Origin of the sequence: Amycolatopsis rhizosphaerae (genome assembly GCF_007713715.1) — a bacterium.
GTDB classification, from domain to species: domain Bacteria; phylum Actinomycetota; class Actinomycetes; order Mycobacteriales; family Pseudonocardiaceae; genus Amycolatopsis_E; species Amycolatopsis_E rhizosphaerae.
In genome coordinates, this window is the sequence record NZ_VJWX01000190.1 from 1 (window position 1) to 12,565 (window position 12,565).

General features: G+C 70.6%; 11 protein-coding genes. 8 read left to right on the plus strand and 3 right to left on the minus strand.

Annotation, left to right across the window (positions count from 1 at the left end):
* The 5 genes from secD to FNH05_RS19280 form a co-directional block, all read left to right on the plus strand.
* On the plus strand, nucleotides 1-1,182 hold a 1,182-nt coding region (gene secD / locus FNH05_RS19260; protein WP_144590089.1), incomplete at its 5' end, for a protein translocase subunit SecD.
* A gap of 2 nt (nucleotides 1,183-1,184) precedes the next feature.
* Nucleotides 1,185-2,411, plus strand: coding sequence for a protein translocase subunit SecF (secF, locus tag FNH05_RS19265; protein WP_144590090.1), 1,227 nt, complete (start codon nucleotides 1,185-1,187; stop codon nucleotides 2,409-2,411).
* A 1-nt stretch (nucleotide 2,412) separates the two neighbouring features.
* Nucleotides 2,413-2,931 carry an adenine phosphoribosyltransferase gene (locus FNH05_RS19270; protein ID WP_144590091.1) on the plus strand — a complete coding sequence of 173 codons (519 nt, stop codon included), beginning with the start codon at nucleotides 2,413-2,415 and terminating at the stop codon, nucleotides 2,929-2,931.
* Between the two features lie 101 nt (nucleotides 2,932-3,032).
* Entirely contained in the window at nucleotides 3,033-5,354 is a 2,322-nt protein-coding gene (locus FNH05_RS19275; RefSeq protein WP_425458467.1) for a RelA/SpoT family protein, read from the plus strand.
* A gap of 29 nt (nucleotides 5,355-5,383) precedes the next feature.
* On the plus strand, nucleotides 5,384-6,163 hold the full coding sequence (locus tag FNH05_RS19280) for an enoyl-CoA hydratase-related protein (RefSeq protein ID WP_144590093.1): 780 nt from the start codon (nucleotides 5,384-5,386) through the stop codon (nucleotides 6,161-6,163).
* A gap of 161 nt (nucleotides 6,164-6,324) precedes the next feature.
* Here the strand turns inward: FNH05_RS19280 and FNH05_RS19285 are convergent, their stop codons facing one another.
* A complete protein-coding gene (locus FNH05_RS19285) occupies nucleotides 6,325-7,185 on the minus strand; it encodes a peptidylprolyl isomerase (RefSeq protein ID WP_144590094.1) in 861 nt (286 codons plus the stop codon).
* Nucleotides 7,186-7,309: 124 nt separating this feature from the next.
* Between FNH05_RS19285 and FNH05_RS19290 the strand changes: the two genes are divergently transcribed.
* Nucleotides 7,310-7,897 carry an MBL fold metallo-hydrolase gene (locus FNH05_RS19290; RefSeq protein WP_144590095.1) on the plus strand — a complete coding sequence of 196 codons (588 nt, stop codon included), beginning with the start codon at nucleotides 7,310-7,312 and terminating at the stop codon, nucleotides 7,895-7,897.
* Entirely contained in the window at nucleotides 7,894-8,559 is a 666-nt protein-coding gene (locus FNH05_RS19295; protein WP_144590096.1) for a hypothetical protein, read from the plus strand. Before FNH05_RS19290 ends, FNH05_RS19295 begins: the two co-directional genes overlap by 4 nt.
* Here FNH05_RS19295 and FNH05_RS19300 read toward each other — a convergent pair.
* Complete coding sequence (locus FNH05_RS19300; RefSeq protein ID WP_144590097.1) at nucleotides 8,556-10,019, minus strand: YibE/F family protein; 1,464 nt, start codon at nucleotides 10,017-10,019, stop codon at nucleotides 8,556-8,558. The genes FNH05_RS19295 and FNH05_RS19300 overlap by 4 nt on opposite strands.
* A 115-nt stretch (nucleotides 10,020-10,134) precedes the next feature.
* On the opposite strand from FNH05_RS19300, the gene FNH05_RS19305 reads away from it, so the two are divergent.
* Nucleotides 10,135-10,557, plus strand: coding sequence for an SsgA family sporulation/cell division regulator (locus tag FNH05_RS19305; protein ID WP_425458468.1), 423 nt, complete (start codon nucleotides 10,135-10,137; stop codon nucleotides 10,555-10,557).
* Nucleotides 10,558-10,609: 52 nt separating this feature from the next.
* Here FNH05_RS19305 and FNH05_RS19310 read toward each other — a convergent pair.
* Nucleotides 10,610-12,565: transglycosylase domain-containing protein (locus tag FNH05_RS19310; protein WP_144590098.1), on the minus strand; the 1,956-nt coding region annotated here is incomplete at its 5' end.

Below are 12,565 nucleotides of genomic sequence, written 5' to 3' on the forward strand. Positions count from 1 at the left end.
GCCCCGGCCCCGGCCCCGGGCGCCGACCAGCAGACACCGGAGCTGATCCAGAAGGCGAAGGCCGCCCGGCAGGACGCCGGGCTGGTCACCGGCACCGGTGACAGCATCGCCGCCTCCGGCACGGCCTCCCAGGCGCTGGCCGCTTTCACCTGCGCCATCCAGGACCCGCTGCGCGGCAACGACGACCCGAACCTCCCGCTGCTGGCCTGCAACCAGGACGGCACCGAGAAGTACCTGCTCGGCCCGGTGTTCCTGCAGGGTTCCGAGATCGACAGCGCGGCTGCCTCGCCTCCGACCCAGAACAAGGCGGGCTGGACGGTCGACCTGACCTTCAAGTCCGCCGGCCGCCAGATCTGGGGCGACTTCACCACCAAGAACCGCGGCCAGCGCGCCGCGTTCGTGCTCGACACCCAGGTGGTGTCGGCGCCGACCATCCAGACCGCGATCGTCGACGGCAACACCCAGATCAGCGGTTCGTTCACCCAGCAGCAGACCAAGGACCTGGCCGACGTGCTCCGCTACGGTTCGCTGCCGCTGTCGTTCACCTCCTCCGACGCGACCACGGTGTCCGCGACGCTGGGCCTGGCCTCGCTGGAGGCGGGCCTGATCGCCGGCGCGATCGGCCTGCTGCTCGTGTTCGTGTACTCGCTGTTCTACTACCGGCTCCTCGGCGCGCTGACCATCGTTTCGCTGGCACTGTCCGGTGCGATGGTCTACGCGGTGCTGGTGCTGCTGGGCCGCTGGATCGGTTTCACCCTGGACCTCGCCGGGGTCGCCGGGTTCATCATCTCGATCGGTGTCACCGCCGACTCGTTCGTGGTGTTCTTCGAACGCCTCAAGGACGAGATCCGCGAGGGCAGGAGCTTCCGCTCGGCGGTGCCGCGCGGCTGGGTGCGGGCGCGCCGCACCATCCTGGCCTCCGACGCGATCCTGTTCCTGGCCTCGGCGGTGCTGTACGCGATCGCCGTGGGTGACGTGCAGGGCTTCGCCTTCACCCTCGGTCTGTCCACCGTGCTCGACCTGGTGGTGGTGTTCCTGGTGACCCATCCGCTGGTGGCGCTGGCCTCGCGGTCCAAGACCCTGTCCAACCCGAAGCTCACCGGCCTCGGTGGGGTGCAGTCGGTGTCCGCCGAGCGCCGGACTGCCCGGAAGGCCGCCACCGCGGCCGCGAAGGAGGCATGAGGATGGCGAGCGCGGAAACCGGCACGCCCGCCGAGACGAAGAAGAACAGCGTCTTCCACCGGCTCTACGTCGGCACCGGCGCCTTCGACATCGTGGGCAAGCGCAAGCGCTGGTACCTGTTCTTCGGCGCGCTGGTGCTGGTGTGCCTCGCTTCGATCGGGATCCGGGGGTTCAACTTCGGGATCGAGTTCGAGGGCGGCACGCAGATCCAGCTGCCGAGCGTCGGGACCCACGGCACGATCACCCCGGACGAGGCCAAGCAGGTCTTCGCCGACACCCTCGGCAAGCAGGCCGCCTCCGCGCAGACGGTGGGTGTTGGCAACTCGGCCACCGTGCAGCTGCGGGCGGAGAGCCTGCCCGAGACCGACGTCATGAAGGTCAAGCAGGCGCTGTTCGACAAGCTGCAGCCGATGGGTTCCAACGGCCAGACCAGCCTCCAGACGATCAGCGACAGCGCGGTGAGCGCCTCCTGGGGCGGGGAGATCTCGCGGCAGGCCCTGATCGCGCTCGGCGTGTTCATGGTGCTGGTGACGATCTTCCTGACGTTCTACTTCGAACGCTGGATGGCGCTGGCGGCGCTGGTTTCGCTGATCCACGACATCATCGTCACCGCCGGGATCTACTCGCTGGTCGGGTTCGAGGTCACCCCGGCCACCGTGATCGGCCTGCTGACCATCCTCGCGTTCTCCCTCTACGACACCGTGGTGGTGTTCGACAAGGTCAAGGAGAACTCGCGGGGCCTGCTGGGGCTGACCAGGCGCACCTACGCCGAGACGGCGAACCTGGCGCTCAACCAGACCCTGATGCGGTCGATCAACACCTCGATCATCGCGCTGCTGCCGGTGATCGGCCTGCTCGTCGTCGGCTACCTGCTGCTCGGCTCCGGCACCCTGCAGGACCTGGCGCTCGTGCAGCTGACCGGCATGCTGGTCGGCGTGCTGTCCTCGCTGTTCCTGGCCACCCCGCTGCTGGTCGACCTGAAGATGCGGGACCCGCGCTACCAGCAGCAGGCGCAGCGCGTCCAGGCCCGGCGGGCGAACCAGGCCCGCAAGTCCGCGGAGCGCGACGCCACCGGCGGCACGGACGAGGACTTCGACGCGAGCGACGACGAGGCCCTGGAGGCCGAGCTGCGCAAGGAGAAGGCCTACGCGGCCGCGGCCAGCGTCCCCGCCCGGAACCCGAAGGCGGCCCCGAGGCGGGGCCGTCCCGCGGGGAAGCGGAAGCGCTGAGATGCAGCTCGACGAGGCACTGGGCCTGATCACCGAGATCCCGGACTTCCCCGAACCGGGTGTGCTGTTCCGGGACCTTTCGCCGCTGTTCGCCCACGGTGACGGGTTCGCCGCGGTGACCGACGCGCTCGCCGCCACGGTCGAACCCGACGTCGAACTGCTCGCGGCGGTCGAGGCCCGCGGGTTCATGCTGGCCGCCGCCGTGGGCTACGCCCGCGGCCTCGGGGTCGTGCTGGTGCGCAAGCCCGGCAAACTGCCCCTGGTCGCCGGCCGCGTGCACTACGAGCTGGAGTACGGCACGGCCGCGCTGGAGCTGCCGGAAAAGGTCGTCCACGCGGGCGCCAGGGTCGCCGTGGTGGACGACGTGCTGGCCACCGGCGGCACCGTCAACGCCGCCTGCCGCCTGCTGGAAGACGCCGGAGCCACCGTCGCCGGGGTCTCCGTCGTGCTCGAACTCGCCGCGCTCGACGGCCGTTCCGCGCTGGGCGGCCGGAAGGTGAGTTCCCTCCAGATCGCCTGAACCCGGCTCCGGGTGATCTCCGGCCGGGCAGAGCGACGCCATTCGGCCGTCACGCGTTAGGCTGGTAGTTCGAAGCTCCCCCGATCAGGCAGGAGGTGGGGGTGAGTCAGGAGTTGCACTCCGGGACGTCCCAGGACGCGCTGACGCACCAGAACGTGACTCGGGCGCCGTCGGCGACACGCCGGGTGCGGGCCAGGCTCGCGCGCCGTATCACGGCTCAGCGTGCCGCCTCGGTCAAGCAGGTGCTGGAGCCGCTCGCCGCGATCCACCGCGAACTCCACCCCAACGCCGACCTGAGCCTGCTTCAGCGCGCCTACGACGTGGCCGAGGAGCTGCACCGCGAGCAGCGGCGCAAGTCCGGCGATCCCTACATCACCCACCCGCTGGCGGTCGCCACGATCCTCGCCGAACTCGGCATGGACACCATCACCCTGGTGGCCGCGCTCCTGCACGACACGGTGGAGGACACCGGATACTCGGTGGAGCAGCTGACCGCGGACTTCGGTGAGAAGGTCGCCCAGCTCGTCGACGGGGTGACCAAGCTCGACAAGGTCAAGCTGGGCACGGCCGCGGAGGCCGAGACCATCCGCAAGATGGTGATCGCGATGGCCCGCGACCCGCGGGTGCTGGTGATCAAGCTCGCGGACCGGCTGCACAACATGCGGACCATGCGGTTCCTGCCGCCGGAGAAGCAGGCCCGCAAGGCGAGGGAGACCCTGGAGGTCCTCGCCCCGCTCGCGCACCGTCTCGGCATGGCCACGGTGAAGTGGGAGCTGGAGGACCTGGCGTTCGCCATCCTGCAGCCGAAGAAGTACGACGAGATCGTCCGGCTGGTGGCCGATCGCGCGCCCTCCCGCGACATCTACCTCCACAAGGTGATCGACGAGCTCACCACGAGCCTGCACAGCTCCCGCATCACGGCCAAGGTCGAGGGCAGGCCCAAGCACTACTACTCGATCCACCAGAAGATGATCGTCCGCGGCCGCGACCTCGACGACATCCACGATCTGGTCGGGGTGCGGATCCTGGTCGAGGACGTGCGCGACTGCTACGCGGCGATGGGGGTGGTGCACGCGCTGTGGCAGCCGATGCCCGGCCGGTTCAAGGACTACATCGCGCAGCCGCGGTTCGGCGTGTACCAGTCCCTGCACACCACGGTGATCGGCCCGGACGGCAAGCCGCTGGAGGTGCAGATCCGGACCTACGAGATGCACCACACGGCGGAGTACGGCATCGCCGCGCACTGGCGGTACAAGGAAACCAAGGGCACGCACAGCAGCAACACCGCGAACGCCGTCGACATCGACGAGATGGCGTGGATGCGGCAACTGCTCGACTGGCAGCGGGAGGCGGCGGATCCGGGCGAGTTCCTGGACAGCCTGCGGTACGAGCTCGCCGCCCGCGAGATCTTCGTCTTCACCCCCAAGGGCGACGTGGTCACGCTGCCCGTCGGCGGCACCCCGGTGGACTTCGCGTACGCGGTGCACACCGAGGTCGGGCACCGGTGCATCGGCGCGCGGGTCAACGGCAGGCTGGTCGCGCTGGAGCGCAAGCTCGACAACGGCGACGTGGTGGAGATCTTCACCTCGAAGGCGGAGAACGCGGGCCCGAGCCGTGACTGGCTGAGCTTCGCGCGCTCCCCGAAGGCGCGCGCGAAGATCCGGCAGTGGTTCGCCAAGGAGCGCCGTGACGAGGCGATCGAGGCGGGCAAGGAGGCCATCACCAAGGAGGTCCGCAAGGTCGGGCTGCCCATGCAGCGCCTGGTCTCCGCGGAGTCCATGGGGGCGCTCGCGGCGGAGCTGCGGCATCCGGACATCAGCTCGCTCTACGCGGCCGTGGGGGAGGGCCACACCAGCGCCAAACACGTCGTGCAGCGCCTGGTGGCGCTGATCGGCGGGGTCGAGGAGGCAGAGGAGGAGCTCGCCGCCCGGTCCACGCCGTCGACGGTGACGCGGCGCCGCGGTTCCAACGACGTCGGGGTGATCGTCAAGGGCGCCAGCGACGTGTGGGCCAAGCTCGCCCGCTGCTGCACCCCGGTGCCGGGGGACGAGATCCTGGGCTTCGTCACGCGGGGCGGCGGCGTCAGTGTGCACCGTACGGACTGCACCAACGCCGAGGACCTGCGCACGCAGCCGGAACGGCTGGTCGAGGTCGAGTGGGCGCCGTCGGAGAACTCGGTGTTCCTGGTGTCCATCCAGGTCGAGGCGCTCGACCGGCACCGCCTGCTCTCCGACGTGACCAAGGTGCTGGCCGACGAAAAGGTCAACATCCTCTCCGCCTCCGTCACCACCTCGCGGGACCGGGTCGCGGTGAGCCGGTTCTCCTTCGAGATGGGCGACCCCAAGCACCTCGGGCACGTGCTCAAGGTGGTGCGCGGGGTCGAGGGTGTCTACGACGTGTACCGGGTCACGTCGGCCTCTTGAGCCTTCGGGCGCCCTCTAGTGTTTGGCGCATGGTTGAAGGGCTGGAGTTTGCGCGGGACGGCGAGGTCGGCAGGCTGGTCTTCGCCCGTCCGGAGAAGAAGAACGCGATCACCCATGGCATGTGGGCGGCGATCCCGGAGGTGGTGGCCGAGGTCGAGGCCGATCCGGCGCTCAAGGTACTGGTGATCAGCGGGGCGGGCCAGGACTTCTCGGCGGGCGCGGACATCAGCGAGTTCCGGGACCTGCGGTCCACCGCGGACGGTGCGGCGGCCTACGACAAGGTGGTCGAGGGCGCGGTGACCGCGCTGGCCGGGATGGCCAAGCCCAGCATCGCGATGGTCCGCGGCAACTGCATCGGCGGCGGCTGCCAGATCTCGGTCGCCTGCGACTTCCGCTTCGCCGAGGAGGGGGCCCGGTTCGGGATCACGCCCGCGAAGCTCGGCATCGTCTACGACTTCCTGTCCACCCGTCAGCTCGTTTCGCTCATCGGTCCGGCGCACGCGCGGTACTTCCTGCTGTCCGGGCAGCTGATCGACGCCGCGCGGGCCCGCGAGATCGGGCTGGTCAACGACACCTTCGCCGCCGGATCACTGGTGGACGAGGTGGGGGCGTTCACCGAGACCCTGTGCTCGCGCTCGCAGGCGTCGATCCGGGGCATGAACCGGATCATCGGCAAGATCCTGGCCGGGCACCGGGAAGGCGACGCCGAGGTCGAGGCGATCCGGTCGGCGGCGATCCACGGTGAGGACTACGCCGAGGGCGTGGCCGCCTTCCTGGAGCGCCGTCCCCCGCACTTCACCCACCGCTGACCCGGCAAGGTCGCGTGGGCGTTGGCGTTGTGCCGTGAAGGGTCCCTTCACAGTCGAATCGACCGTGAAGGGACCCTTCACGGCTCGCCCCAGCCCCTCACAGCAAACAGGGCCGTGAGGGGTCCCCTCACGGCCCTGCCGAGCCTGGAAGGCTCAGGGGCTCAGGCGTCGACGGTGGCGCCGGTGAACTTCACCGGGGTCTTCGGCGCGCCCGTGCCGTCGCTGCTCTGCGCGGCCGAGGCCGGGTCCACGCCCTCGCGCGCGACCTTGTCCAGCACCTGCAGCCCGGCATCCGAAATGGACCCGAAGACGGTGTAGTCGGGGTCGAGCTGGGCGGTGCCGTACACCATGAAGAACTGGCTGCCGCCGCTGTTGGGCTGCGAGGTCTTCGCCATCGCGAGGATGCCGCGGCCGTAGGTCAGCTGCGAGAAGTTCTCGTCCGGGATGGTGTAGCCCGGACCGCCCATGCCGGTGCCGGTGGGGTCGCCGCACTGCAGCATCTGCAGGCCGTCGGTCCCCAGGCGGTGGCACGAGGTGCCGGTGTAGAAGCCCTGGTTGACCAGGCTCACGAAGCTGTTCACGGTGCACGGGGCCAGCGCCCGGTCCAGGGTCAGCGGGATGTCGCCCACCGTCGTCTTCAGTGTCACCTTCACCGTGCCCGTGGACGGCACGTTCTTGCCGTCGGGCATGGTGGCCTTCTTCTGCCCCTGCTGGTCGTTGGAGGCGGTGTAGGCGCAGTTCGCGGGGTTGGGCAGCGGGGTCGGCCGCGCGGCCTCGGTGACCCGCTGCGTCGGGATCTGGATCGTGCTGCTCGGGGCGGCGGTGCCGGACGCGGCCGCCGAGGCGGAATCGTCGTGTTTCTGGGTGGCGAAGAACACCACCAGGCCGGCGACGACCACGACCACGCCCACGGTCGCCCCGACGCCGATGATCCTGCGGCGGCGGGCGCGCTCGGCACGGCGGACGAGCTGCCGTTCGAGTTTGCGCTTCGCGGCCTCACGGCGTTGCTGGTTGGTCGCCACCTGCCCCTCCAGAATCCACTCGAAGTCACCGACCGGGTGGCGGCAGTCTATGGGCACAGTCTGTGAGGACCCCGTACAGGGCCGGTTAGGGTGGGTTCGGCGGACTGACGAAAGGTGGGTTTCCGTGCTCGTGGCCGGATTCGCGACCGGTGCGTTCCGGGTGAACTGCTACCTGCTCGCGGCCGCCCGGGACCGGCCCTGCGTGATCGTGGACCCCGGGCAGGAGGCCGCCGGAAGCGTCGAGGACGCCTTGCGGGAGCACGGTCTGACCCCCGAAACGGTGCTGGCCACGCACGGCCACCCCGACCACGTCGCCTGCGCCGGAGCGCTGGCGCGGGCGCACGGGGTGCCGTTCCGGCTCCACCCCGCCGACCACGCACTGGCCGGAACCCCGGCCGAGCCGCTCGGACCGGGGGTGATCGAGGTCGCCGGGCTGCGGATCACCGTGGACCACGTGCCGGGCCACACCGCGGGTTCGGTAGTCTTCCGCCTCCAGACCCCGGAAGGGGGCCGCCTCGCGCTCACCGGCGACACGCTGTTCGCCGGTTCGATCGGCCGGGGCGACCGGGAAACACTGGTGGAATCCTTGCGGGACAAGCTGTTGACCCTGCCCGACGACACCGTCGTCCTGCCGGGCCACGGCGGGCCCACGACGATCGGGCGGGAACGAGTGAGCAACCCTTTCCTCGGCGGCGCGGCGGTGCCGCGATGACCGAACCGGCCAAGGAGCCGAAGAAGCAGGCCGAGCCGGAACGGCTGCCGCTGTATTCCGACGACGCGGCGGCCCGCCGCCGCAGGCTGCGGTCCGGCCTGGCCGGGGTGCTGCTGTTCGCCGCCGCCTTCGGGGGCGTCGCGGGCCTCATCGGCGGTCAGATCGCGGGCCTGGTGGTCGCGGTGGTGGTCGGGCTGCCGCTGCTGTACGTCGTGCTGTTCAGCGTCCGCCGCCGGGTCTGGCTCGAGGGCACCGAAGTGCTCGTGCGGACCTGGCGCACCCGCCGCGTCGACATCGTCCAGGCGAACCGCATCGATCTGCTGGTCACCGACGTGCGCGGGATGCGCACGGTGAGCCTGCTGCTCAACGCCGGTCAGCGCGGCCGCACCGCGAAGATCGATCTCGCGGTCTACGCCGGTACCGGCGGCCGGGAGCTCGGCGTGCTCGCCCTGCGGCGGCTCGCGAACGCTCTGATGAACAACATCGAGGCCAACGGGATGGTGTTTTCCGAGCTGCTGGTCGCCCAGCTGCGCTCCGAGGCGCGGGGCGACGGTGCGGCGGACCGGCCGCTCTACCGCCTCGCCTCGGCCGCACCCTCGGGCCGCCTGGCGCAGCGTTTCACCATGGAGGCCGTCAACCGCTTCGTCGCCCACCTCGACTAGGTCTGTTTTGGAAGTGGCGAACCACTGACGCTCTTCGAGTCCTCCTGCGCGGCGATCAGGGCGGCGAGCACGGTGGTGACCGGGACGGCGGCCACGATGCCGATGCTTCCGGCCAGGGTGCGCACGATCTCCTCGGCGATGTCCTGGGAGCCCAGGATCGCGCCAAGGCCCACGCCCGAGATCGACGAGTACAGCATCACCGGCAGCGCGGCCCCGGCGTAGGCCATCACCAGCGTGTTGACCGCCGAGCCGACGTGATCGCGCCCGATCCGCAGGCCGGCGCGGTAGAGCTCCCGCCACGACAGGTTCGGGTTCGCCCGGCGCAGCTCCCACACCGAACTGGTCTGGGTGACCGTGACGTCGTCGAGAACGCCCAGCGCGCCGATCACGATGCCCGCCAGCAGCAGGCCCCGGCCGTCGATGCCGTGGCCCAGCGCGCCGATGAGCGTGGAGGTGCCGTCGTCGAGGCCGGTGAGCGAGGCGGCGGCGGAGAACAGCGCCGACAGCACCCCGATCAGCGCGAGGCTGACCAGGGTGCCCAGGACCGCCACCGAGGTACGGGCCGACAGCCCGTGGGTCAGGTACAGGGCCACGAACATGATCAGCCCGGCGCCGGCGATCGCCACCAGCAGCGGGTTCTGCCCGGCGAGGATCGCGGGCAGCACGAACAGCACGAGCACGCCGAAACTCAGCACGAGCGCGCCCAGCGCGGCCAGGCCCTGCCAGCGGCCGAGCACCACCACCGCGATCGCGAACAGCGCGGCGAGCAGGGCCAGCGGCAGGCCGCGCTGGAAGTCGACCAGCTGGTAGGAGCTGGGATCGGTGGCGGCGCCGCCGTTGTAGGCCAGCACCACCTTGTCGCCCGCGGCGAACCGGGGCGTGCTCGGCTCGACCGGCACCATCAGTTTCACCGAGGAACCCCCGGTCGCCCCGTCGGTCATCGCGACCTCCACCGTGAGGCACGGTTTCTCACCCGGCTTCGGCGCGGTGCCCACCTGGACCTGCCCGGGGGCCAGGCAGGGCCCGCTGAGGGCGGTGGTGACCGTGCCGTGCACGGGGGTGCCCTGCTGGTAGGCGCTGACCGGCTTCGCCTTGCCCCACGGGTAGAGCACGAGCAGCCCGGCCACGGTGGCGGCCGCGATGGGCGCCAGCAGCCAGATCAGCAGCACCCGCACTCGCCGGGACGCGGGCTGAGCTGGGCCGTGCCCGTGGCCGTGTCCGTGTCCGTGGTCCTGCCTGTCGCGGTGCTGTTCAGGCTGCTGTTCGGGCTGCCGTTCACGGGGCCCGGCGGCGCGGCCGGGCCGGTGCCGCGGGAGGCGGTCGTCGCCGGGCTCCCGGTCGCGGACCGGGCGCCGCGGGGGCGCCGGGGCCGGTTCCGCGCCGCGGGCCGGGCGTGGGCGTTCCGCCGGAATCCGCCGGATCGGGCCGGTTTCCGCATCGGCCAGCTCGTCACGCGCCACCCGGATATGGTGCCCAGCAGGTCCTCCGGCGGTTCGGGCGGGTCCCGGTGCCCGGATTTCTTCGTAAACCGGTGTAACGCGCGGGCATCTCGCACGTCTAAACCAGGAGAACTTCGTGAGGGGGTTGCTTCCGGTGTCCAGCAAGGTCATTGAGCAGCATCAGTTCGTTTCCGTCGACGGGCGGCCGACGCCCGTGTACTCCCGGTGGTCCTATCTCGCCCGTGACCCGTACGCGGTGACGCTGGCCTTCCGCACCCGGCGGGGTGACTGGATCGAGTGGTGCTTCGCGCGGGACCTCCTGCGGGACGGGCTGACCGGGCAGGCCGGGATCGGCGACGTGCGGGTGCGGCCCGACCTGGTGGAGCCGGGCAAGCTCCTGGTGCTCGAACTCGAGTCCCCGGACGGCTACGCCCTGGTCGAGCTGAAGCGCGCCGACGTCGAGCGGTTCCTCGCCGCGAGCGAACGGGCCGTCCCCCACGGCTCGGAGGGCGCGCTGGTCGACATCGACGCCTTCATCCGCCAGGTCATCGAGGTCTGAACCCCGCCTTGCCGGCCCCGCTCGAACACTCCGGCGCCACCGGTGCGGTGGCTCAGGAGCGGGCGTCGAGGTAAGCCGGGTCCGGCTGGGGGAGCGGGGTGTCCGGCCTGCCGCCGAGGATCTGGCCGAACGCGTGGTAGTACGGCGGCGCGGCGACCGTGCCACCGAACGCGCCGTGCCCGCAGTCACCGAGGTGGACCGGCGTGCCCGGGCAGATCTCCTGCGGCGTGCGCCCGTCGGCGTAGACGAAGGACGCCAGCGCGTAGTCGTCCACGCCACCCACGAAGGCCACCGAGTAGCTGTAGTTCGTGGTCCCGGTCTTGCCGATGTCGGCGTGGTTCCAGCCCGCCTGCCGCGCCGACTGGGCCGAGGTGCCCGTCTTGGTGTCCTGGCTCAGGCCAACCATGAGGGTGTTCGCCAGCCCGGACGGCACCACCTGTTCGCAGGGCTGCTGCTTCACGGCGACCGGCGCGCCGTGCCGGTCGGTGACCGACAGGATCGGGTTCGGCGGGCACCACACGCCGCCGCTCATCAGCGTCGCGGACACGTTGGCCATTTCCAGCGGGCTGACCGGGCTGTCGCCGAGGGTGAACGACAGCTTGTTCCGGAAGTACTTCGACTGCGGTTCGTTGTACCGCTCGTCGTGCGACAGCGAGTTGGCCGGGTCGGTGATCGGGGCGCCGCCGACCTCGTTGGTGGCCAGCGTCTTGCGCAGGCCGAGCCGCCTCGCCATGTCCAGCACCGCGGGCATGCCGACTTCGGACTCGAGGTTGACGAAGGCGACGTTCGGCGAGGTCGCCAGCCCGTCGCGCAGCGAGATCGGGTTGGGGTAGCTGGTGCCGTCGTTCGCGACCGGGTAGCAGGCCGTGTACCTGTTGGCGTCCGGCTGCGTGAAGCACTGGCTGCCGGGGTTGGGCAGAGGGGTGTTCAGGCCCGCCTTGCCCGCCTCCATCGCCGCCGCGGAGGTGAAGATCTTGAACGAGGAGCCCGCGCCGAACACGTTGTGGGCGTTGGCGACGATGTTGGTCGAGGTCTCCCCCCGGGAGAGGTCGGTGCCGTAGTTCCGGTTCGCCACCATGGCGAGCACTTCGTGCCCCTGCTGTCCCGGCCGGACGACGGCGAAGGTGTTCGCGACCCCGTCCTGGGTGGTCGGCACGTTGGCGTCCACGGCGTTCTTCACGGCCTGGCTCACCCCCGGGTCCATCGTGGTGCGGATGGTGTACCCGCCGGTTTCGAGCTGGTCGGTGGTGAAGCCCGCCTCCTGCAGGTAGGTGACCGCGTACGCACAGAAGAACCCGGCGTCGGGTGCGGCGCCCATGCACGTGCTCGACGGGATCCGCGGCGCGGAGCCGACCACGCCCAGCGGGGTGGCCTTGGCGGTCTGCGCGTCACGCGCGTCGAGCGTGCGGTTGGTGACCATCGCGTCGATCACCACGTTGCGCCGTTCCAGCGCCTGCTGCGGATGCGTGTAGGGGTTGTACAGGTTCGGGTTGTTGACCATCCCGGCCAGCAGCGCGGCCTGCGGCACGGTCAGCTTGTCCGGGGTGGTGTCGAAATACGCCCTGGCCGCGGCGCCGACCCCGTAGATGTTGCCGGAGAACTCCACCACGTTGAGGTATCCGGTGAGGACGTCCTCTTTGGACTGGGTCTGTCCCAGTTGGACGGCGATCTTGGCTTCGCGCAGTTTGCGGGCGATGGTGTCGGCGCGGTCGGCGTACTGGGCGGCCTTGTTGTTGCGGTCCACCACGTTGATCAGGTAGTTCTTGACGTACTGCTGGGTGATCGTGGACCCGCCCTGGGTGCTGCCGCCGGAGCTGTCGTGCAACGCCGCGCGCACCATGCCCTTGACGTCGACCCCGCCTTCGCTGAAGAACCGGCGGTCCTCCACGGACACGATGGCCGCGGCCATGGCGGGCGCGATCTGCTGATAGGTGACCGGCAGCCGGTACTGGTCGAACAGGGTGGCGATGGGAGTGCCGTCGCGATCGGTCACGGTGGTGACCAGGGG